Raw genomic sequence first — 22,661 nt, 5'->3', positions numbered from 1 at the left:
CGATGACCTCCCCTGCCACTCCCGCCCTCCGCCCCGAGCACCCCGTCGCACGGTCGCTGTCCGGCCTCGTGCGCGACTTCGCGCTCGACGTCGTCGGCGACGTGGACGACGTCGAGGTCACGGGCGTCACGCTCTCGTCCGGCGAAGTCCAGCCCGGCGACCTCTACGTGGGGCTCCGCGGCGCACGCGCCCACGGCGCGCGCTTCGCGACCGACGCGGCCGGCAGCGGCGCCGTCGCGGTGCTCACCGACCCTGACGGCCTCGCGGACGCGCAGGCGTCCGGCCTGCCGGTGATCCTCACCCCCGACCCGCGGGCCGCCCTCGGCGACATCGCCGCGTGGGTCCACCGCTCGGCCGAGAACCCGGCGACCCTCTACGGCGTCACCGGCACCAACGGCAAGACGAGCGTCGTCTACCTGCTCGACGGGCTGCTCCGCCAGCTCGGCGTCGTGACCGGCCTCACCTCGACGGCCGAGCGGCGCATCGGCGAGGAGAGCATCACGAGCCGCCTCACCACCCCGGAGGCGAGCGAGCTGCACGCGCTCCTGGCGCGCATGCGCGAGGCCGAGGTCCGCGCGGTCACGATCGAGGTCTCCGCGCAGGCGCTGTCCCGCCACCGCGTCGACGGCCTCGTGTTCGACGTGGCCGCCTTCATCAACCTGAGCCACGACCACCTCGACGACTACGCCGACTTCGAGGAGTACTTCGAGGCGAAGGCCGCGTTCTTCGACCCCGACCGCGCCCGCCGCGGCGTCGTGTCGCTCGACACGGAGTGGGGCCAGCGGATCGTGGACGGCTCCAGGATCCCGATCACGACCATCTCCACGAAGCCCGGCGTCGAGGCCGACTGGACCGTCACGGTGCTCGAGCAGACCCCCGACTCCACGGGCTTCCGCCTCGAGGGCCCCGACAACCGCGTGCTCGTCTCCCGCGTGCCCGTGCCCGGCTGGTTCATGGCCGCGAACGCCGGCCTCGCGATCGTGATGCTCGTCGAGTCCGGCTACGACCTCGACGCCGTGGCGCACGTGCTCGACCGCGACGGCGGCATCCAGGCCTACATCCCGGGCCGCGCCGAGCGCGTCTCCGGCGACCGCGGTCCCCTCTTCTTCGTCGACTACGGCCACACGCCCGACGCCTTCGAGCAGACGCTGCGGGCCCTGCGGCCCTTCACGCCGGGCCGGCTGGTGATGGTGTTCGGCGCCGACGGCGACCGCGACACCACGAAGCGCGCCGAGATGGGCGCGATCTCCGCCCGGCTCGCCGACGTCGTGGTCATCACCGACTACCACCCGCGCTATGAGGACCCGGCGTCGATCCGGGCGTCGCTCATCGCGGGGGCCCGGGCCGCGGTGCCCGACCGCGAGATCCACGAGGTGCCCGACCCGGCGACCGCGATCCGCACGGCGGTGTCGCTGGTCGGCGAGGGGGACACCATCCTCGTCGCCGGACCCGGGCACGAGGACTACCACGAGGTGGCCGGGCGCAAGATCCCGTTCTCCGCCCGTGACGACGCGCGCGCGGCCCTCCGCGACGCAGGCTGGAGCTGACATGATCGCCCTCACCCTCGCCGAGATCGCCGAGGCGGTCGACGGCCGCCTCCTGCTCCGCGGCGACGCCACCGCGCAGACCGTCGTCGACGGCGCGGTCGACACCGACAGCCGGCTCATCGCGCCCGGCGGGATCTTCGTCGCCAAGCCCGGCGAGGAGACCGACGGCCACCTCTTCGCGCCCCAGGCCGTCGAGGCGGGCGCCGCGCTCCTCCTCGTCGAGCGCGAGCTCGACCTGCCCGTGCCCCAGGTGCTCGTGCCCGACGTGGTCGACGCGCTCGGCCGGCTGGCCCACGAGGTCGTCGCCCGCGTGCGCGCGATCGGCGACCTGCGGATGGTCGCGGTGACCGGATCCAACGGCAAGACCACCACCAAGAACCTGCTGCACGCGATCCTCTCCACCCAGGGCGAGACCGTGTCGCCCGTCGCGTCCTTCAACAACGAGGTCGGCGCGCCGCTGACGATGCTCAAGGTCACGCGCACGACGCGCTTCCTCGTGGCGGAGATGGGCGCGAGCGGGCTCGGCGAGATCACGCGCCTGGTGCGCATGGCGAAGCCGGACGTCGGCATCGTGCTCACGGTGGGCCTCGCCCACGCGGGCGGGTTCGGCGGCATCGAGCGGACGCTCGTCACGAAGACCGAGATGGTGAAGGACCTCCTGCCCGAGGACACGGCCGTGCTCAACGCCGACGATCCGCGGGTCGCCTCCATGAGCGACAAGACCCAGGCCCCCGTGCTGTGGTTCGGGCGGGACGCGCGCGCCGCGGTCCGCGCGACCGACATCCTCGCGTCCGCCGCGGGCACGACCTTCACGCTGCACCTGCCCGACGGCTCCGAGCGTCCCGTGTCCTTCCGCGTGCTCGGCGAGCACCACGTCACCAACGCGCTGGCCGCGGCGGCCGGCGCCTGGGCGCTCGGGATCGACGGGGACGCGATCGTCTCCGCCCTGCAGACCGTGCAGCGCGCGGAGCGCTGGCGGATGGAGGTGCTCGGCGGCAACGGCGTCACGGTCATCAACGACGCCTACAACGCGAGCCCCGACTCCATGGCCGCGGCGCTGCGCACCCTCGCGCAGATCAAGGGCCCCGACCAGCGGACGGTCGCGGTCCTCGGCGAGATGAGCGAGCTGGGCGAGTTCTCCGAGGAGGAGCACGACCGCGTGGGCCTCCTCGCGGTGCGCCTCAACATCGGCCAGCTCATCGTGGTCGGGCGGCCCGCGCGCCGCCTGCACCTCGAGGCCATCGCGCAGGGCTCCTGGGACGGGGAGTCGATCTTCGCCGAGGACGCCGCCGAGGCCCGCGAGGTGCTCAACCGGATCCTCCGCGACGGCGACCTCGTGCTGGTGAAGTCCTCGAACTCCGCGGGGCTCCGCTTCCTCGGGGACGAGCTGGGGGAGAAGTACGCGTGGTAGCCCTCCTCTTCGCGGGCGCCTTCTCGCTCGCCTTCACGCTCTTCCTCACGCCGCTGTTCATCAAGCTGTTCCACCGCCTGCAGTGGGGCCAGTTCATCCGCGACGACGGCCCGCAGACGCACCACACCAAGCGCGGCACGGCCACCATGGGCGGCATCGTCATCATCCTGGCGAGCGTCCTCGGCTACTTCGTGGGGCACCTGCTGACGTGGGACGGGATCCGGTTCGACCCCGTGACCCCGTCGGGCCTGCTCGTGGTGTTCATGATGGTGGGCCTCGGCTTCGTCGGGTTCCTCGACGACTACCTCAAGACCCGCAAGCAGCAGTCCCTCGGGCTCGGCGGCTGGCAGAAGATCGCGGGCCAGGTGCTCGTCGCGGCCGTCTTCGCGGTCCTCGCCATCACGCTGCGCGACCCCGTGTCGGGCCTCACGCCCGCGTCCACCGCCATCAGCCTGTTCCGCGACCTGCCGCTCGACTTCATGGCGCTCGGCGCGGTCATCGGCACGGCGCTGTTCATCGTCTGGATCTGCCTCATCGTCGCGAGCACCTCGAACGGCGTGAACGTGGCCGACGGACTCGACGGACTGGCTGCCGGCGCCTCGATCTTCTCGATCGGCTCGTACGTCATCATCGGCTTCTGGCAGTTCAACCAGTCCTGCGACAGCGTCTCCAGCTACCAGAACGAGTACCGCTGCTACGAGGTGGCGAGCCCGCTCGACCTCGCGATCATCGCGGCCTCCATCGTCGGCGCGCTCATCGGCTTCCTCTGGTGGAACACCTCGCCCGCGCAGATCTTCATGGGCGACACCGGCTCCCTCGGCCTCGGCGGCGCCCTCGCGGCCCTCGCCATCCTCAGCCGCACGGAGCTCCTGCTCGTCTTCATCGGCGGCCTGTTCGTGATCGTCGCGGGCTCGGTGATCCTGCAGCGCATCTACTTCAAGCTCACCCACGGCAAGCGCATCTTCCTCATGAGCCCGCTGCACCACCACTTCGAGCTGAAGGGGTGGGCGGAGGTCACGGTCGTCGTGCGCTTCTGGATCATCGCCGGCCTGCTGGTCGCGGCCGGCGTCGGCACCTTCTACCTGGAATGGATCACGCAGTAGAGATGACGGACGCTCCCCTCGACGACGGCCCGGCGCTCGCGCGCCCGGACTCCCTGCACAGCTGGCACGACGACTGGACGGGGCTCCGCGTCGCCGTCCTCGGCCTCGGGCGCACGGGCTTCTCGGTGGCCGACACGCTCGTCGAGCTCGGCGCGGACGTCCTCGTCGTCGCCTCGGACGCGTCGCCGGAGCGGCTGGCGCTGCTCGACGTGATCGGCGGGCGCCTCGTGCGCCCCGCCGAGGAGGAGCCCGTGCCCGCGGAGCTGGTGGCGTTCGCGCCCGAGCTCGTCGTCGTGTCGCCCGGCTACGCGCCGACGCACCCGCTGCCCGCGTGGGCGAGCGCGGCGGGGATCCCGCTGTGGGGCGACATCGAGCTGGCCTGGCGCGTGCGCGACAAGACGGGCACGCCGGCCGAGTGGATCACCATCACCGGCACCAACGGCAAGACCACGACGACGCAGCTCACGGCCGCGCTCCTGCAGGAGGGCGGCGTGCGCGCGGTGCCCTGCGGCAACATCGGCCTGCCCGTGCTCGACGTCGTCCGCCACCCGGACGGCTTCGACGTGCTGGTGGTCGAGCTCTCCAGCCACCAGCTGCACTACATGCGCGAGGTGCGGCCGCACTCGAGCGCGTTCCTCAACCTCGCGGACGACCACCTCGAGTGGCACGGCTCCCGGAAGGCGTACGCGGCCGCCAAGGGCCGCGTCTACGCCGACACCCGCGTCGCGTGCGTCTACAACCGCGCCGACCGCGCCACCGAGGACGCGCTCCGCGAGGCCGACGTGCAGGACGGCGCGCGCGCCATCGGCTTCGGCCTGGACGCGCCCGGCCCGAGCGACCTCGGGATCGTCGACGGGATCCTCGTCGACCGCGCGTTCCTCGAGGAGCGCTTCACGTCAGCGCTCGAGCTGACCACGCTCGACGAGCTGCGCGCCGTCGGCCTGGCCGCACCCCACATCGTGCAGAACATCCTCGCCGCCGCGGCCCTCGCCCGCTCCTACGGCGTCTCGCCCGCGGTCGTGCGGCAGGCGCTCCAGCGCTTCGAGCTCGACCGCCACCGCATCGAGCGGATCGGCGAGCGCGACGGCGTCGTGTTCGTCGACGACTCCAAGGCCACCAACCCGCACGCCGCGTCCGCGTCGCTCGCGGCGTTCCCGTCGGTCGTCTGGGTCGTCGGCGGGCTCCTCAAGGGCGTCGAGCTCGACGAGCTGATCCGCGCCCACGCCGCGCGCCTCCGCGCGGCCGTCGTGATCGGCGCCGAGCGCGCCGAGGTGCTCGCCGCATTCGCGCGACACGCGCCCGACGTCTCCGTCCTCGAGGTGACCGACAGCGACACTGAGGAGGTCATGCGGTCCGCGGTGCGGCTCGCGGCGGGCGCCGCCCGGGAGGGCGACACCGTCCTGCTGGCACCGGCAGCGGCATCCATGGACCAATTCACCGACTACGCCGACCGCGGGCGCCGATTCCGCGCCGCGGTCGACCACCACCTGGGAGGTGCGGCGGATGACACTGCCCCCGAGAACGACGCGGACCCCTCGCGCGGCTGACGCGCCGGGCCCCCGCGGTCCGCGCACCCCCGCCGCGCCCGAGGCGACCGACGAGCAGGGGACGCAGCGTCGCGGCCTCGCCGCCCGGATCCACCTCGGCCGCGCCTTCCACGCGGAGAGCGGCTCCTACTTCCTCCTCCTCGGCACGACGCTCTTCCTCGTGGTCTTCGGTCTCGTGATGGTGCTGTCGTCGTCGAGCATCGACTCGTTCGTCGCCGGCGGCGGCTTCTTCGGCATCTTCCTCAAGCAGGGCCTGTTCGCGCTCATCGGCGTGCCGCTGATGCTGCTCGTCTCGCTCGTCCCGCCGCTGTTCTGGAAGCGCTGGGCCTGGGTGCTGCTGCTCGCGGCCTGCGCCGTGCAGCTGCTCGTGTTCGGCCCGATGGGCGTCAAGGTCGGCGAGAACATCGGCTGGATCCGCATCGCCGGCACCACCTTCCAGCCCGCCGAGCTCATCAAGGTGGGCCTCGTGATCTGGCTGGCGTTCATCCTCGCCCGCAAGCGCCACCTGCTGCGCACCTGGCCGCACATCCTCATCCCCGTGCTCCCCGTCGCCGGCGGCGCGGTCGGCCTGGTCGCGCTCGGCGGCGACCTCGGGACCGTCATCATCATGGCGAGCATCGTGCTCGGCGCCCTCTTCTTCGCGGGCATCCCCATCGGCAAGCTCACGCTCATGCTCACGATCGGCTCCGTGCTGGCCGTCCTCATGACGATCATCAGCGACAGCCGCATGCGCCGCGTCACCGAGTTCCTCACCGGCCAGTGCGACTACGCGGGCGGCTGCTGGCAGTCGACGCACGGCCTCTACGCGCTGGCCGCGGGCGGCGTCTTCGGCGTGGGCCTCGGCAACTCCAAGGCCAAGTGGATGTGGCTGCCCGAGGCCGACAACGACTACATCTTCGCGATCATCGGCGAGGAGCTCGGCCTCATCGGCGCGATCGTGCTCATCCTCCTGTTCGTGGTGCTCGCCGTGGGCTTCATCCGCGTGATCCGCGCCAACACCGACACGTTCGCCCGCGTCGCGACCGGCGCCGTCATGACGTGGATCATCGTCCAGGCCTTCGTGAACATCGGCGTGGTGCTGAACCTGCTCCCCGTGCTCGGGGTCCCCTTGCCGTTCGTCTCCTCGGGCGGCTCCTCGCTCGTGACGACGCTCGTGGCGATGGGCATCGTGCTGGGCTTCGCCCGGCGGCCCACGACCGAGGAGTCGCCGGACGTGGTCCCGGCCGTCATCGGGATGCGCTCGTGACCGTCTACCTGCTCGCCGGCGGCGGCACCGCCGGGCACGTCAACCCGCTGCTCGCCGTCGCCGACGAGCTGCGCGCGCGGGAGCCGGAGGCGACGATCCTCGTGCTCGGCACGCGCGAGGGCCTCGAGTCCCGCCTCGTCCCCGCCCGCGGGTACGAGCTGCTGACCATCGCGCGGCTGCCCTTCCCGCGTCGGCCGAACCGCGCCGCCGTCGCGTTCGCGCCGGGCTTCGCGCGGGCCGTCGCGCAGATCCGGCGCATGATCGCCGAGCGCGGCATCGACGTGGTCGTCGGCTTCGGCGGGTACGCGGCCGCTCCCGCGTACCTCGCGGCCCGCCGCGCCGGCGTCCCCGTCGTCGTGCACGAGGCGAACGCGTCGCCCGGCCTCGCCAACCGCCTGGGCGCGCGCGTCGCGACCGCGGTCGGCATCACGTTCCCCGACACCGTCCTCCCGCGCGCCGAGGTCGTCGGCATGCCGCTCCGCCGCGAGATCGCGACCCTCGACCGGGAGGCCGTCCGCGACGCCGCGCGCGCCGAGCTCGGCCTCGACGCCGACCGGCCGACGCTCCTCGTCACGGGCGGCTCCACGGGCGCCCGCAGCCTCAACCGCACGGTCGTGCAGGTGGCCGAGCGGATCACCGCGACGGGGGCGCAGATCCTCCACATCGTCGGCGGCGCGCAGGAGTTCACCGACCCCGGCGTCGAGCGCTACCACGTGGTCGGCTACTCCGACCGGATGGAGCTCGCCATCGCCGCCGCCGACCTCGTCGTCTCGCGCGCCGGCGCCGGCGCCCTGTCCGAGCTCACGGCCGTGGGCGTCCCCGCGGTCTACGTGCCGTACCCGGTCGGCAACGGCGAGCAGGCCGTCAACGTCCGCGGCGTGGTCGCGGCCGGGGGCGGCATCGTCGTGGCCGACGCGGACTTCACGCCCGACTGGGTCCTCGCGCACGTCCTCCCGCTCCTGTCCGACCCGGCGGCGCTCGCGCGCATGTCCGAGGCCGCCGCCTCCGTCGGCACCCGCGACGGCGCCGCCCGCATGGCGGACCTCGTGCGCGACGCCGTCGCCGCTCGGCCGTCCCGGCCCCGCGCCCGGCGCTGACCGCCGCCCACCCCGCTTCCCCCACTCCCGAGGAGACCGCACGTGATCGCACCCGACCTGACCATGGACATCCCGACCGAGCTCGGGCGCGTCCACTTCGTGGGCATCGGCGGGTCCGGCATGAGCGGCATCGCCCGGCTGTTCCTCGCCGCGGGCCACCGCGTGACCGGATCCGACTCCCGCGACTCCGACGCGGTCGAGGCCCTGCGGGCGCTCGGCGCGGAGATCCACATCGGGCACGACGCCGCCCACGTGGGCGACGCGGAGGCGCTCGTCGTCACCGGCGCGCTCTGGCAGGACAACCCCGAGTACGTGCTCGCGAAGGAGCGGGGCCTCCCGATCCTGCATCGGTCGCAGGCGCTCGCCTGGCTCATCTCCGGCCAGCGCCTCGTGGCGGTCGCCGGCGCGCACGGCAAGACCACGTCCACCGGCATGATCGTCACCGCCCTCCTCGAGGCGGGCCGCGACCCGTCGTTCGTCAACGGCGGCGTGATCGGCGGGATCGGCGTCTCGAGCGCGCCCGGCTCCGAGGAGCTCTTCGTGGTGGAGGCCGACGAGTCCGACGGCTCGTTCCTCCTCTACGACACGTCGGTGGCGCTCATCACCAACGTCGACGCCGACCACCTCGACCACTACGGCTCGCACGAGGCCTTCGACGACGCGTTCGTGCGCTTCGCCTCGGCCGCCTCCGAGCTCGTCGTCATCTCGAGCGACGACCCGGGCGCGCGCCGCGTGACCGAGCGCATCGAGGGACGCATCGTCACGTTCGGCGAGGACCCCGCGGCCGACGTGCGGATCTCCGACATCGTCACCGACGGCCCCGTCGCCTTCACCCTCACCCAGGACGGCGTCTCCCGCCGTGCCGCGCTCCGCGTCCCCGGCCGCCACAACGCGATCAACGCGGCCGGCGCCTACGCCGTGCTCGTCGGCCTCGGCGTGGATCCCGACGACGCCATCGCGGGCCTCGCCGGCTTCTCCGGCACCGGCCGCCGCTTCGAGCTGCACGCGGAGGTCCGCGGCGTGAGCGTCTACGACGACTACGCGCACCACCCCACCGAGGTCCGCGCGGCGCTCGAGGCCGCGCGGACCGTGGTGGGCGGGGGCCGCATCATCGCCGTGCACCAGCCGCACCTCTACAGCCGCACGCAGATGATGGCGGGCGACTTCGCGCGCGTGTACGAGGAGCTCGCCGACCACACGATCGTGCTCGACGTCTTCGGCGCGCGCGAGGACCCGATCCCCGGCGTCACCGGTGCCCTGGTCTCCGAGCGCTTCGCCGACGCGACCCGCGTCGACTACCTGCCGGACTGGCAGGAGGCGGCCGACCGCGCCGCCGAGATCGCGCGCGACGGCGACTTCATCGTGACCCTCAGCTGCGGCGACGTGTACCGGATCATCCCGCAGGTCGTCGGGGCGCTGGAGCGCCCGGAGGCGTCCGACGAACCCGCCGCGTCCCCGCGGCCGCGCGAGTGAAGCGGCCCGAGGGCTTCGACCGGCCCCGGGTCCCGCGGCAGCCCGCCCCCGGCGCCCCCGCGGCGGGCGACGCGCCCGCCGCCCGCCGCCGCGGATCCCGTGCCGCCGTCCCGCCCGACGTCGCGCCCGCCGCGGGCGGTGCCGCCGGGGCGAGCGCGCCCCCGGAGCGTCCGGGAGCGGGGTCCCCGTCCCGTCCTTCCACCCCGCGTCCCGCGTCCGCCCGTCCGGCGACCCCGCGACCGGTGACCCCGCCGCCGGCGCCCAGCACGGGCGCCGCGCGGACGTCCGCCCCGTCCGCCTCCGCATCCCCGCCCGCGCCCCCGCGCCCCCGCGCGGACTGGCGCGACGACGACGAGCCCGACACCGAGCCGATCGTCCTCCCGCACCTCGCGCAGGCGCCCGTCGAGGCCCCGCCCGTCCCGCGCACCGGACGCGAGCCCGCCCCGACGCGCGCGGGCGGCCTGGCCGGCCGCCTCGGCGCGCGCGCCCGCGGTGCCGCGTCGGCCGCCTCCGCGGCGGCCGGCGCGCAGCCCCTGCGCCGCCGGGCCCGGGCCGAGGGCGAGCCCGCACCGCGCGCGCATCGTCCAGCCCGCCCCGCGAGCGCCGCCACGGGCGACGCCGAGGCGCGTCGCCAGCTGCGCCGCGCCCGTCGCGAGCGCCAGCGCTACGAGCGCCAGGAGGTGCGCCGCTTCACGCAGCGCGCCCGTCGTCGTCGCGCGGGTCTGCTCGGCGCGCTCGGCGCGTTCCTCGTGCTCGCGATCGTCGTGGGCGTCGCGGTGTACTCGCCCCTCCTGGCGCTGCGCACCGTCGAGGTCGAGGGCGCCGACCGCGTGTCGCCGTCGAGCATCCAGGCTGCGCTGTCGGACCAGGTGGGCACGCCGCTGCCGCTCGTGGACCTCGACCGCGTGGGCGACGAGCTCCGCGCCTTCCCCCTGATCCGCAGCTACAGCACCGAGAGCCGCCCGCCGTCGACCCTCGTGATCCGCATCGTCGAGCGCACGCCCGTCGCCGTCATCCAGTCGGGCGCCGGATTCGACCTCGTGGATCCCGCGGGCGTCACGATCGAGCGCGCCACGGCCCGCCCCGACGGCTACCCGCTCATCGACCTCCCGAGCGCCGACTTCGCGAGCCCCCGCTTCCAGGCCGCCGCCGCCGTGCTCGTCGCGCTCCCGGCGGACTTCCTCCCGCAGGTCGACGCCATCCAGGCGAACACCACGGACGACGTCATGCTCACCCTCCGCAGCGGCAAGAAGGTGCTGTGGGGGAGCGGCGAGCGGTCGGCCGACAAGGCGCAGGTCCTGCAGGCGCTCGTGAAGGCCCGCGGCGACGTGGGCTCGTACGACGTCTCCGCCCCGGACGCGCCCGTCGCCGGACCCTGATCCCGCTCGATCCCGCCGCGTCCGCCCCGGATCCGACCCGGCTTCGCGACACGCGGCACGGGAGTCGTCGCACCGACCCCGAGCCCCCTAACGTCGGGATCAGGAAATGCATACTGAGTAAACTCTAAGCCTCCACCGGAGGTCGAAGGTTCTAGCGGAGGCCCGTCGTGTCGAACAACCAGAACTACCTCGCCGTCATCAAGGTCGTCGGCATCGGCGGTGGCGGCGTCAACGCCGTCAACCGCATGATCGAGCTCGGTCTGCGGGGCGTGGAGTTCATCGCGATCAACACCGACGCGCAGGCGCTCCTCATGAGCGACGCCGACGTGAAGCTCGACGTCGGCCGCGAGATCACCCGCGGCCTCGGCGCGGGCGCCGACCCCGAGGTCGGCCGCCGTGCCGCCGAGGACCACGCGGAGGAGATCGAGGAGGCCCTCGCGGGCGCCGACATGGTCTTCGTCACCGCGGGCGAGGGCGGCGGCACCGGCACCGGCGGCGCGCCCGTCGTGGCCCGCATCGCGAAGTCGATCGGCGCGCTCACCATCGGCGTCGTCACGAAGCCGTTCGGCTTCGAGGGCAAGCGCCGCTCGGCCCAGGCCGAGCTCGGCGTCGCGACGCTGAAGAACGAGGTCGACACGCTCATCGTCGTCCCGAACGACCGCCTGCTGGAGATCAGCGACCGCGGCATCAGCATGCTCGAGGCCTTCGCGACCGCCGACCAGGTGCTCCTCGCCGGTGTCCAGGGCATCACGGACCTCATCACGACCCCGGGCCTCATCAACCTCGACTTCGCCGACGTCAAGTCGGTCATGCAGGGCGCCGGATCCGCGCTCATGGGCATCGGCTCCTCGCGCGGCGCCGACCGCTCCATCAAGGCCGCCGAGCTCGCGGTCGCGTCGCCCCTGCTCGAGGCGAGCATCGAGGGCGCGCACGGCGTGCTCCTCTCCATCCAGGGCGGCTCGAACCTCGGCATCTTCGAGATCAACGACGCGGCCAAGCTCGTGCAGGAGGCCGTGCACCCCGAGGCGAACATCATCTTCGGCGCGGTCATCGACGACACCCTCGGCGACGAGGTGCGCGTCACCGTCATCGCCGCCGGGTTCGACGGCGGCGAGCCGGCGTCCAAGGTCGAGAACCGCCGCAGCGGCTTCGTCGCCGCCGGCGGGGGAGCGGTCGCCGCTCCCGAGGCCGCCGCGTCCGCGCCCGCACGCCCCCAGGCGGAGGCGCCCGTCGCGTCCGTCCCGGCGAGCGACCCGACGTTCGAGGACGACGGCGACGACCTGGACATCCCCGACTTCCTGAAGTGACCGACGGCCAGCGCTCCGACGGTGCCGCTGCACCGGACGCCCACCCCGACGAGGCCCACCCGGGCCTCGCCGAGCGGTGGGCGTCCGTGCAGGCGGACGTCTCCGACGGGATCCGCGCGGCCGGCCGCCGCCCGGAGGAGGTGACGACCATCGTCGTCACCAAGTTCCAGCCCGTGTCGCTCCTCCGCGCGCTCGTCGACCTCGGCGTGCGCGACCTGGGCGAGAGCCGTCACCAGGAGGCCCAGGGGAAGGCCGCGGAGCTCGACGGCCGAGATGTCGCCTGGCACTTCGTCGGCCAGCTCCAGGGCAAGAAGGCGCGGCAGGTCAGGCGCTACGCGTCGGCGATCCACTCCGTCGACCGCCCGTCCCTCGTGGACGCGCTGGCCTCCGACGACGAGGAGACCCGCGTCTTCCTGCAGGTGAACCTCACCGAGGACCCGGTGCGCGGCGGCGTGCGCCCCGAGGAGGCCGAGGCACTGGCGGAGCACGCGGCGGCCGCGGCGGGGATCCGCGTCCTCGGCGTCATGGCGGTCGCACCCGACGACGACGAGCCGCGTCGGGCGTTCGCGCGCCTGCGCGGCATCTCCGACGACGTGCGCCGCATCCTGCCCGAGGCGGGCGCGATCTCGGCCGGCATGTCGGGCGACCTCCGCGAGGCGCTGCTCGAGGGCGCGACACACCTTCGGATCGGGTCGGCAATCACGGGAAAGCGACCCGGCGGCCCTTAATGTCGGGAGTGCGGTCCGGTTCGGAGGCCGACCCGGAAAGAGGAATGATGGCCAACCCACTTCGCAAGACCATGGTGTACCTGGGACTCGCCGACGAGGAGCTCGACTACCAGCAGCAGCAGCCCGCGCAGCCGCAGCAGTCGCCCGTCCAGGCCGTCCCGGCGCCCGCCCCCGCTCCCCAGCAGCAGGCGAAGCGCGCACCCGTGACCCCCCTGCACAAGAGCTCGACCACCACAAGGAATGCGGCGCCGGCTGAAATGAACGAGATCCTCACCGTCCACCCCAAGGCCTACAAGGACGCCCAGGTCATCGCCGAGAACTTCCGCGAGGGCGTCCCGGTCATCATCAACCTCTCGCAGATGACGGACGACGACGCGCGCCGCCTCATCGACTTCGCCAGCGGCCTCTCGATCGGCCTCTACGGCAAGATCGAGCGCGTCACCGCCAAGGTCTTCCTGCTGTCGCCGTCGCACGTCGCGGTCTCCGGCGAGCAGTCGGCCACCGAGGCCGAGGTCGAGGCCTCCTTCTTCGGACGCTGATCCGAGTACGTCCCGCATGATGGCGGGCGCCGACGGGTTCTCCCATCGGCGCCCGCCATACTTGTCCCCGTGATCATCGTCAACATCGTCGCCACCGTCCTGTGGTTCGCCCTCCTGGCGTTCATCATCTGCATGTGGGGCCGGTTCGTCCTCGACCTGGTGCAGTCGCTGTCGCGGCAGTGGCGTCCGCGCGGCGCGATGCTCATCGTCGCGGAGGCGTCGTACACGGTCACCGACCCGCCCATCGGCTTCGTCCGCCGTCTCATCCCGCCGCTGCGCCTCGGCCCGGTCGCGCTCGACTTCGGCTGGATGATCACGATGCTCGTGGCGATCATCCTGTTCAACGTCGCCAGCTCCCTCATGCGCTGACGCCCGCCCGGCGCGTCCGCCGATCCGTGCTCCGGTCCCCGGAGCGATGCTTTCCGCTGATAGCGTTGGGTCGCACGTTGTCCCGAATCCCCGTCCGCTCCGGCGGACCCCGCTCTACGCACAAAAGAGGTGGCAGGCCATGGCTCTCACTCCTGAAGACGTCGTCAACAAGCGTTTCCAGCCGACCAAGTTCCGCGAGGGATACGACCAGGACGAGGTCGACGACTTCCTGGACGAGGTGGTCGTCGAGCTGCGCCGCCTCCACCAGGAGAACGAGGAGCTGCGCCAGCGCCTCAGCTCGGGCGACTCCGCCCCGGCCGCGACCGCGGTCATCGACACTCCCGCGCCCGCCGCGGTCGAGCAGGCGCCCGTCGTCGCCGAGCCCGAGCCCACCCCCGAGCCCGAGCCGGCTCCGGCCCCCGTCGTCGCGCAGGCCCCCGTCGCCTCCGCCGACGACGAGGACGACGAGACCTCCAGCACCAGCAGCCTCCTCAAGCTCGCCCGCAAGCTCCACGAGGAGCACGTCCGCGAGGGCATCGAGAAGCGCGACGCGCTCGTCGCCGAGGCCCACGCCACCGCCGCGCGCATCGCCGCCGAGGCCGAGGCCGAGCAGCGCTCGAAGACCGCCGTCCTCGAGAAGGAGCGCCAGGTCCTCGAGGGACGCATCGACGAGCTCCGCACGTTCGAGCGCGAGTACCGCACGAAGCTCAAGGGGTACATCGAGGGCCAGCTCCGCGAGCTGGACTCCTCCGGTTCCAGCGAGGCGCCCGCCACCGCCTCGTTCGGCAACTAGCACGCACCACCCGCTCGCCCGACGGCGGCGCGGGACCCGGCTCCGAGGAGCCACGGGGTCCCGCGTCGCCGTCGTCGTCCTCCGGGCGCCGCCGCGCCCGTCCGCCCCCGCACCGGAAGATCACCCGATGGAGCACCGCACCCTCCCCGTCCCCGACGGGCTCGACGGGCAGCGCGTCGACGCGGGCCTCGCCCGCCTCCTCGGCTTCTCCCGCAGCTTCGCCGCCGAGGTGGCGGAGGCCGGCGGCGTCACGCAGGACGGCCGGGAGGCCGGCAAGTCCGACCGGCTCGTCGGCGGATCCATGCTCGCCGTCAGCTGGCAGCCGAAGCAGGAGCCGTCGGTCGTGCCGCTCGCGGTGCCGGATCTCGGGATCGTGCACGACGACGACGACATCGTCGTGGTCGACAAGCCCGTCGGCGTCGCCGCGCACCCCAGCGTCGGCTGGACCGGGCCGACCGTGCTCGGCGCGCTGGCCGCCGCCGGGTTCCGCCTCAGCACCTCGGGCGCCGAGGAGCGCCAGGGCATCGTGCACCGCCTCGACGCGGGCACGAGCGGGCTCATGGTGGTCGCCAAGACGGAGCGCGCGTACACGGAGCTGAAGCGCCAGTTCCACGACCGGGAGGTCGAGAAGGTCTACCACGCGGTGGTCCAGGGCCACCCGGACCCGCTCGCCGGCACCATCGACGCCCCCATCGGCCGGCACCCCCGGAGCGACTGGAAGTTCGCGGTCACGGCGGACGGCAAGGCCTCGGTCACCCACTACGAGACGCTCGAGGCCTTCCGGCGCGCGGCGCTGCTCGAGGTGCACCTGGAGACCGGCCGCACCCACCAGATCCGCGTGCACATGGCGGCGCAGCGCCACCCCTGCGTGGGCGACGCGATGTACGGGGCCGACCCCACGCTCTCCGCCCAGCTCGACCTCCACCGGCAGTGGCTGCACGCCATGCGGCTCGAGATCACGCACCCCGCCACGGGCGACCGCGCGTCCTTCTCGAGCTCCTACCCGGCCGACCTGCAGCACGCCCTCGACGTCCTCCGCGACTGACGCGCGACACGCCCGCGGGGCCCCGCGGAGCCTGCCTATGATGGCCACACCCTCGACACGACCAGTAGAAGAGACCCGTGCCCCGCAACGACTCGTTCGTCCACCTCCACGTCCACAGCGAGTACTCGATGCTCGACGGAGCGGCCCGCGTCGGCCCGCTCGTGCAGGCGGCGGCCGAGCAGAAGATGCCGGCCGTCGCGATCACCGACCACGGCAACGTGTTTGGCGCGTTCGACTTCTGGAAGCAGGCGAAGAACGCGGGCGTGAAGCCCATCATCGGCACCGAGGCGTACATCACGCCGGGCACCCACCGCGGCGACCGCACCCGCATCCGCTGGGGCAACGGCGGCCAGGACGACGTCTCCGGATCCGGCGCCTACACGCACCTCACGATGCTCGCCGAGACCACGGAGGGCATGCACAACCTCTTCCGCCTCTCGTCGCGCGCGTCGCTGGAGGGCTACTACTTCAAGCCCCGCATGGACCGCGAGCTCCTCAGCACGTACGCCAAGGGCCTCATCGCCACGACGGGCTGCCCGTCCGGCGAGGTGCAGACCCGGCTCCGCCTCGGCCAGTACGACGAGGCCGTGAAGGCCGCGAGCGACTTCCGCGACATCTTCGGGGCGGGCAACTACTTCTGCGAGATCATGGACCACGGCCTCGGCATCGAGCGCCGGATCATGAGCGACCTCCTCCGCCTCGCGAAGGACCTCGACCTCCCGCTCGTCGCCACGAACGACCTGCACTACACGCACGAGCACGACGCGACGAGCCACGCGGCGCTCCTCTGCGTCCAGTCCGGCACCACGCTCGACGACCCGAACCGGTTCAAGTTCGACGCCGACGAGTTCTACCTCAAGACCGCGCAGCAGATGCGGCACCTCTTCCGCGACCACGAGGACGCGTGCGACAACACGCTCCTCATCGCCGAGCGCTGCGACGTGCAGTTCAACGAGTCCGCGAACTACATGCCGCGCTACCCGGTGCCCGAGGGCGAGAGCGAGCAGACCTGGTTCGTGAAGGAGGTCGAGCGCGGCCTGGTCCGCCGCTACCCGCGCGGCTTCTCGGACGACGTGCGGAAGCGCGCGGACTACGAGGTCGGCGTCATCGCGCAGATGGGGTTCCCCGGGTACTTCCTCGTCGTCGCGGACTTCATCGCCTGGTCCCGGGAGAACGGGATCCGCGTGGGCCCCGGTCGCGGATCCGGCGCCGGCTCGATGGTCGCCTACGCCATGGGCATCACCGACCTCGACCCGCTGCAGCACGGCCTCCTCTTCGAGCGGTTCCTCAACCCGGACCGCGTCTCCATGCCCGACTTCGACGTCGACTTCGACGACCGTCGCCGCGGCGAGGTCATCCGGTACGTGACCGAGAAGTACGGCGACGAGCGCGTCGCGCAGATCGTCACCTACGGCACCATCAAGGCCAAGCAGGCGCTCAAGGACTCCAGCCGCGTGCTGGGCTACCCCTTCTCCATGGGCGACAAGCTCACGAAGGCCATGCCCCCCGCCATCATGGGCAAGGACATCCCGCTGTCCGGCATCCTCGACACCGACCACCCGCGCTACCGGGAGGCCGGCGACTTCCGCGAGGTGCTCGCGATGGACCCGGAGGCGCAGAAGGTCTTCGAGACCGCGCAGGGCATCGAGAACCTCAAGCGCCAGTGGGGCGTGCACGCGGCCGGCGTCATCATGTCGAGCGAGCCGCTCATCGACATCATCCCGATCATGAAGCGGGAGCAGGACGGCCAGATCGTCACGCAGTTCGACTACCCCGCGTGCGAGTCGCTCGGCCTCATCAAGATGGACTTCCTGGGGCTGCGGAACCTCACGATCATCGACGACGCGCTCAACAACATCGAGTCGAACCGCGGCGAGAAGCTCGTGCTCGAGGAGCTCGGCCTCGACGACCAGGGCGCGTACGACCTCCTCGCGCGCGGCGACACCCTGGGCGTCTTCCAGCTCGACGGCGGCCCCATGCGCTCGCTCCTGCGCATGATGAAGCCCGACAACTTCGAGGACATCTCGGCCGTCATCGCGCTGTACCGGCCGGGCCCCATGGGCGCCAACTCGCACACGAACTACGCGCTGCGCAAGAACGGGCTGCAGGAGATCACCCCCATCCACCCGGAGCTCGAGGAGCCGCTCCGCGAGGTGCTCGGCACCACGCACGGCCTCATCGTGTACCAGGAGCAGGTGATGTCGGTCGCGCAGAAGCTCGCGGGCTTCACGCTCGCGCAGGCCGACCTCCTCCGCCGCGCCATGGGCAAGAAGAAGAAGTCGGAGCTCGACAAGCAGTTCGCCGGCTTCTCGCAGGGCATGCTCGACAACGGCTACTCGATGGCCGCGGTGAAGGCGCTCTGGGACATCCTGCTGCCGTTCTCGGACTACGCGTTCAACAAGGCGCACTCCGCGGCGTACGGCGTCGTCTCCTACTGGACCGCGTACCTCAAGGCGCACTACCCGGCCGAGTACATGGCCGCGCTCCTCACGAGCGTCGGCGACTCCAAGGACAAGATGGCGCTCTACCTCAACGAGTGCCGCCGCATGGGGATCAAGGTGCTGCCCCCCGACGTCAACGAGTCCATCGGGTTCTTCGCGGCGGCCGGATCCGACATCCGGTTCGGCCTCGGCGCCGTCCGGAACGTCGGTGCCAACGTGGTGGAGGCGCTCCGCGGCGCCCGCACCGAGCAGGGCGCGTTCGAGTCGTTCGACGACTTCCTCAAGAAGGTGCCGCTCCCCGTCGCCAACAAGCGCACGGTCGAGTCGCTCATCAAGGCCGGCGCGTTCGACTCGCTCGGCGACACCCGGCGCGCGCTGCTCGAGGTGCACGAGGGCATGATCGACGCCTCCGTCAGCGACAAGCGCGCGGCCATGAACGGCCAGGTCGGCTTCGACTTCGACAGCCTCTGGGACGAGCCGCAGCACGCGCGCAAGGTGCCCGAGCGGCCCGAGTGGGCGAAGCGCGACAAGCTCGCGTTCGAGCGGGAGATGCTCGGGCTCTACGTCTCCGACCACCCGCTCGCGGGTCTCGAGATCCCGCTGGCGAAGCTCGCGTCCACGGGGATCGCCGAGCTGCTGGCGACCGACGCGTCGATGGACGGCGAGACGGTGACGCTCGCGGGCCTCCTCACGAGCGTGCAGCACCGCACGGCCCGGAACTCCGGCAACCAGTACGGCATGGTGCAGCTCGAGGACTTCGGCGGGGAGATCACCTGCATGTTCATGGGCAAGGCGTACCAGGAGTTCGCGCCGGCCCTGCAGGGCGACACCGTCGTGGTGATCCGCGGCCGGGTGTCGACGCGCGACGACGGCATGAACGTCCACGCGTTCTCGATGTTCCAGCCTGACCTCGGCCAGAGCCTCGGCTCAGGCCCGCTGCTCATCAGCCTCGCCGAGAACCGCGCGACGACCGAGACGGTCATGGGGCTCAACGACGTGCTGATCCGTCACGCGGGCGACACCGAGGTGCGGCTCCAGCTCGTGAAGGGCGACAACGGGCGGGTCTTCGAGATCCCGTTCCCGGTCACGGTGAGCGCCGACCTCTACGGCGAGCTGAAGTCGCTGCTCGGCCCGAACTGCCTGGGCTGACCCGCAGCACCGCGGGTGCCGGCCGTCAGGCGTCGGCGCCCGGGCGCAGGTAGCGCCGCGCGTGGTAGACGAGCGGCTCGTCGTCCGCGCCGGGGCCGCCGTCCTCGATGCGCACGACCACGAGGATGGCGTCGTGCACGTGCACCCGCTCGACGATCCGGGCGACGAGGAGCGCCGTGCCGCCCGCGAGCACGGGCAGGCCGTGCGGACCGGGGGACCAGTGGTCGCCGGCGAAGCGCTCGGCCGCCGGGCCGCTGAGGCGCTCCGCCAGGTGCCGGTCGCGGGCGCCGAGCACGTGGATGGCGACGTGGTCGGCGACCGCGAGGGCCGCCGCGCTCGACGCGGTGCGCGCGAGGCTGAAGCTCGCGAGCGGCGGATCCGCCGAGACGGACGCGAGCGAGGTCGCCGTGAACCCGACGGGGGAGCCGGCGGCGTCCCGCGCCGTGACGACCGCGACGCCCGCGGCATGGCGCCGGAACGCCGCGCGGAAGGCGGCCTGCCCGGGGGCCTCGGCGAGGGTGGTGACGGGGTGCGCGTCCATGCCGGAGACGCTAGCCGCCGGATCCGCCTCCCGCCCGCTCGGTAGACTTCCGGAGTCATGATGCGCATCCAGGACCTCCGCGGCACCACGCCCAGCACCGCCGACCTGCTCGACCTCCTCCCGCGTCCGGTCACCGACGTCGCCGTCGCGCTCGACGTGGCCCGCGAGCTCGTCGAGGACGTGCGCACCCGGGGGAGCGCCGCGCTCCTCGACCAGGCGGAGCGGCTCGACCGCGTGCGGCCGACGTCCCTGCGCGTCCCCGCCGACGCCATCGCCGCGGCCGTCGCGGCCCTCGACCCGACCGTCCGCGCGGCCCTCGAGGAGGCCATCCGCCGCGTCCGGCTGGGATCCGCCGCGCAGGTCCCGCCCGAGACCACGACCACGGTCGTCCCCGGCGGCACCATCGTGCAGCGCTGGCAGCCCGTCCGCCGCGTCGGCCTCTACGTGCCCGGCGGCAAGGCCGTCTACCCGTCGAGCGTCGTGATGAACGTGGTCGCCGCGCAGGTCGCCGGCGTCGCGAGCATCGCGCTCGCCTCGCCCGCGCAGGCCGCGCACGGCGGATCCGTGCACCCCGTCATCCTCGGCGCCGCCGGCCTCCTCGGGGTCGACGAGGTGTACGCCATGGGCGGCGCGGGGGCCATCGGCGCCTTCGCCCACGGCGTCCCCGACCTCGGGCTCGAGCCGGTCGACGTCGTCACGGGCCCCGGCAACATCTACGTCGCGGCGGCGAAGCGCGTCGTGCGCGGCGTCACGGGCATCGACTCGGAGGCCGGCACGACCGAGATCCTCGTCATCGCCGACGCGCAGGCCGACGCCCGGCTCGTCGCGGCCGACCTCGTCAGCCAGGCCGAGCACGACGAGATGGCGGCGTCCGTCCTCGTCACCGACTCGCCCGAGCTCGCGCGCGCGGTCGACGCCGAGGTCGAGGCGTCGGCCGCCTCCACCGCGCACTCCGCGCGGGCGACCCAGGCGCTCACCGGGCCGCAGTCGGCGATCCTCGTGGTCGACGACCTCGAGACCGCCGCGCGCTACAGCGACGCCTACGGCCCCGAGCACCTGTCCGTGCAGACCGTCGACCCGGACGCCCTGCTCGCGCACCTGCACAGCGCCGGCGCCATCTTCCTCGGCCCGCACTCGCCCGTGAGCCTCGGCGACTACCTCGCCGGATCCAACCACGTGCTCCCCACGGGCGGCCAGGCGCGCTTCGGCTCGGGCCTCGGCGCGTACACCTTCCTCCGCCCGCAGCAGGTGGTGCGCTACGACGCCGACGCGCTCCGCGACGCCGAGCCCATGATCGTCGCGCTCAGCCGAGCCGAGGACCTGCCGGCGCACGGCGACGCGGTGACGGCGCGCCTGGCGCGCTGACGTATCCTGGCCACACCATGTTCTGCCCCTTCTGCCGCCACCCCGACTCCCGCGTCGTCGACTCCCGCACGAGCGACGACGGCCTGTCGATCCGCCGGCGCCGGCAGTGCCCCGAGTGCGGCCGCCGCTTCAGCACCACCGAGACCGCGAGCCTCAGCGTCATCAAGCGCAACGGCGTGGTCGAGCCCTTCAGCCGGGAGAAGATCGTCACCGGCGTCCGCAAGGCCTGCCAGGGCCGACCCGTGACGGACACCGACCTCGCGGTCCTCGCGCAGCGCGTGGAGGAGGCGATCCGGGCGACCGGCGCCTCGCAGATCGAGGCGAACGACATCGGCCTCTCGATCCTGCCGCCGCTCCGTGAGCTCGACGAGGTCGCGTACCTCCGCTTCGCGAGCGTCTACCAGGGCTTCGACTCGCTCGACGACTTCGAGGCGGCCATCGCGCAGCTGCGCGTGGCGCACGCCGCGTCCTCCGACGCCGACGCGGTCTAGCCCCACCCGCGGCGCCTCGTCCGCACCCGATAGCCTGGTGCGGATGTATCCCCTCCTCTTCCGCACGGTCCTGACGCGCATGGACCCGGAGGACGCCCACCACCTCGCGTCCACGGCCATCGCCCTCCTCCCGCCGTCCGGCTTCGGCTGGATCGCGCGCCGGCTCACCGCGCCCGACCCGTCGCTCGCGGTCGACGCGCTCGGCCTCCGGTTCCCCTCGCCGTTCGGCGTCGCGGCCGGGTTCGACAAGGACGCCGACGCCGTCCTCGGCCTCGGCCAGCTCGGCTTCGGGCACGTGGAGGTCGGGACGGTCACCGCGGAGGCGCAGCCGGGGAACCCGCGCCCGCGCCTGTTCCGCCTCGTCGACGATCGGGCCGTCATCAACCGCATGGGCTTCAACAACGGGGGAGCGGCGGCTCTCGCGGACCGCCTCCGCCGGCTGCGCGGGCGCCGCGACCGACCCGTCATCGGGGTGAACATCGGCAAGACCCGCGCCGTCGACGTCGAGGACGCCGTGGCCGACTACGTGCGGACGACCCGCATGGTCGCGCCCGTGGCCGACTACCTCGCCGTCAACGTCAGCTCGCCGAACACCCCCGGGCTCCGCGGGCTCCAGGAGATCGACCTGCTGCGGCCGCTGCTCACGAGCATCCGCGACGCGGCCGACGGCGTGCCCGTCCTCGTCAAGATCGCCCCCGACCTGCAGGACGCCGAGGTCGAGCGGATCGCCGGGCTCGCCACCGAGCTCGGCCTCGCGGGCGTCATCGCCACGAACACCACGCTCTCCCGCGCGGGCCTCCGCACGGATCCCCGCGTCGTCGAGGCCGCCGGGGCCGGCGGGCTGTCCGGGGCGCCGCTCGGCATCCGGTCGCTCGAGGTGCTCGCGATCCTGCGCCGCGCGCTGCCGGAGGACGCCTGCGTCATCTCCGTCGGCGGCGTGGACACGGCCGAGGACGTGCAGGCGCGGCTCGACGGCGGGGCCACGCTCGTGCAGGGCTACACGGCTTTCCTCTACCGCGGGCCGCTCTGGGCCCGCTCGATCAACGCCGGGCTCCTGCGCATCCGCCGCGGCCGCTGAGGACTCGCGCCA

General features: G+C 73.1%; 19 protein-coding genes. 18 read left to right on the top strand and 1 reads right to left on the bottom strand.

Annotated features, from left to right (window positions below; genetic code table 11):
• Positions 1-2 precede the first annotated feature (2 nt).
• The 15 genes from ACT7CP_RS09770 to dnaE all read left to right on the top strand — a co-directional run bounded on the left by ACT7CP_RS09770 (position 3) and on the right by dnaE (position 19,174).
• Positions 3-1,547 (top strand): Mur ligase family protein, encoded by a 1,545-nt coding sequence (locus ACT7CP_RS09770; protein ID WP_445442058.1) that lies wholly within the window; start codon positions 3-5, stop codon positions 1,545-1,547.
• Position 1,548: 1 nt separating this feature from the next.
• Positions 1,549-2,958: a UDP-N-acetylmuramoyl-tripeptide--D-alanyl-D-alanine ligase gene (locus ACT7CP_RS09765; protein ID WP_445442057.1), complete on the top strand. Its 1,410-nt coding sequence runs from the start codon at positions 1,549-1,551 to the stop codon at positions 2,956-2,958.
• Positions 2,952-4,061, top strand: coding sequence for a phospho-N-acetylmuramoyl-pentapeptide-transferase (mraY, locus tag ACT7CP_RS09760; protein ID WP_191146854.1), 1,110 nt, complete (start codon positions 2,952-2,954; stop codon positions 4,059-4,061). The genes ACT7CP_RS09765 and mraY overlap by 7 nt, the downstream gene beginning before the upstream one ends.
• A gap of 2 nt (positions 4,062-4,063) precedes the next feature.
• On the top strand, positions 4,064-5,608 hold the full coding sequence (murD, locus tag ACT7CP_RS09755) for a UDP-N-acetylmuramoyl-L-alanine--D-glutamate ligase (protein ID WP_445442056.1): 1,545 nt from the start codon (positions 4,064-4,066) through the stop codon (positions 5,606-5,608).
• The gene (ftsW, locus tag ACT7CP_RS09750) at positions 5,565-6,854 is read left to right on the top strand and encodes a putative lipid II flippase FtsW (protein ID WP_445442055.1); all 1,290 of its coding nucleotides are present in this window, start codon (positions 5,565-5,567) and stop codon (positions 6,852-6,854) included. The genes murD and ftsW overlap by 44 nt, the downstream gene beginning before the upstream one ends.
• Positions 6,851-7,951 (top strand): undecaprenyldiphospho-muramoylpentapeptide beta-N-acetylglucosaminyltransferase, encoded by a 1,101-nt coding sequence (murG, locus tag ACT7CP_RS09745; RefSeq protein WP_445442054.1) that lies wholly within the window; start codon positions 6,851-6,853, stop codon positions 7,949-7,951. The genes ftsW and murG overlap by 4 nt, the downstream gene beginning before the upstream one ends.
• Positions 7,952-7,993: 42 nt before the next feature.
• A complete protein-coding gene (gene murC / locus ACT7CP_RS09740) occupies positions 7,994-9,424 on the top strand; it encodes a UDP-N-acetylmuramate--L-alanine ligase (RefSeq protein WP_445442053.1) in 1,431 nt (476 codons plus the stop codon).
• Between the two features lie 242 nt (positions 9,425-9,666).
• On the top strand, positions 9,667-10,803 hold the full coding sequence (locus ACT7CP_RS09735) for a cell division protein FtsQ/DivIB (protein WP_445442052.1): 1,137 nt from the start codon (positions 9,667-9,669) through the stop codon (positions 10,801-10,803).
• 167 nt (positions 10,804-10,970) lie between these two features.
• On the top strand, positions 10,971-12,110 hold the full coding sequence (gene ftsZ, locus ACT7CP_RS09730) for a cell division protein FtsZ (RefSeq protein ID WP_445442051.1): 1,140 nt from the start codon (positions 10,971-10,973) through the stop codon (positions 12,108-12,110).
• Positions 12,107-12,838, top strand: a complete 732-nt coding sequence (locus ACT7CP_RS09725) for a YggS family pyridoxal phosphate-dependent enzyme (protein ID WP_445442050.1) — start codon at positions 12,107-12,109, stop codon at positions 12,836-12,838. The genes ftsZ and ACT7CP_RS09725 overlap by 4 nt, the downstream gene beginning before the upstream one ends.
• A gap of 47 nt (positions 12,839-12,885) precedes the next feature.
• Complete coding sequence (locus ACT7CP_RS09720) at positions 12,886-13,377, top strand: cell division protein SepF (protein WP_445442049.1); 492 nt, start codon at positions 12,886-12,888, stop codon at positions 13,375-13,377.
• A 69-nt stretch (positions 13,378-13,446) separates the two neighbouring features.
• Entirely contained in the window at positions 13,447-13,746 is a 300-nt protein-coding gene (locus ACT7CP_RS09715) for a YggT family protein (RefSeq protein WP_015490517.1), read from the top strand.
• Between the two features lie 139 nt (positions 13,747-13,885).
• Entirely contained in the window at positions 13,886-14,539 is a 654-nt protein-coding gene (locus tag ACT7CP_RS09710; protein ID WP_445442048.1) for a DivIVA domain-containing protein, read from the top strand.
• A 127-nt stretch (positions 14,540-14,666) separates the two neighbouring features.
• The gene (locus ACT7CP_RS09705) at positions 14,667-15,584 is read left to right on the top strand and encodes an RluA family pseudouridine synthase (RefSeq protein ID WP_413962728.1); all 918 of its coding nucleotides are present in this window, start codon (positions 14,667-14,669) and stop codon (positions 15,582-15,584) included.
• Positions 15,585-15,712: 128 nt separating this feature from the next.
• The gene (gene dnaE, locus ACT7CP_RS09700) at positions 15,713-19,174 is read left to right on the top strand and encodes a DNA polymerase III subunit alpha (protein ID WP_445443978.1); all 3,462 of its coding nucleotides are present in this window, start codon (positions 15,713-15,715) and stop codon (positions 19,172-19,174) included.
• A gap of 25 nt (positions 19,175-19,199) precedes the next feature.
• Here dnaE and ACT7CP_RS09695 read toward each other — a convergent pair whose 3' ends face one another.
• The gene (locus ACT7CP_RS09695) at positions 19,200-19,715 is read right to left on the bottom strand and encodes a flavin reductase family protein (RefSeq protein WP_445442047.1); all 516 of its coding nucleotides are present in this window, start codon (positions 19,713-19,715) and stop codon (positions 19,200-19,202) included.
• Positions 19,716-19,775: 60 nt separating this feature from the next.
• Here ACT7CP_RS09695 and hisD point away from each other — a divergent pair, with 60 nt between their 5' ends.
• Genes hisD through ACT7CP_RS09680 form a run of 3 tightly spaced genes read left to right on the top strand, consistent with a single transcriptional unit; the run spans position 19,776 to position 22,649 of the window.
• Positions 19,776-21,080: a histidinol dehydrogenase gene (hisD, locus tag ACT7CP_RS09690; protein ID WP_445443977.1), complete on the top strand. Its 1,305-nt coding sequence runs from the start codon at positions 19,776-19,778 to the stop codon at positions 21,078-21,080.
• Positions 21,081-21,097: 17 nt separating this feature from the next.
• The gene (nrdR, locus tag ACT7CP_RS09685) at positions 21,098-21,571 is read left to right on the top strand and encodes a transcriptional regulator NrdR (RefSeq protein WP_445442046.1); all 474 of its coding nucleotides are present in this window, start codon (positions 21,098-21,100) and stop codon (positions 21,569-21,571) included.
• A 43-nt stretch (positions 21,572-21,614) separates the two neighbouring features.
• Complete coding sequence (locus ACT7CP_RS09680; RefSeq protein ID WP_445442045.1) at positions 21,615-22,649, top strand: quinone-dependent dihydroorotate dehydrogenase; 1,035 nt, start codon at positions 21,615-21,617, stop codon at positions 22,647-22,649.
• Positions 22,650-22,661 lie beyond the last annotated feature (12 nt).

The organism is Clavibacter rahimiani (assembly GCF_052654495.1).
This window is presented reverse-complemented; position numbering and strand designations above follow the sequence as displayed.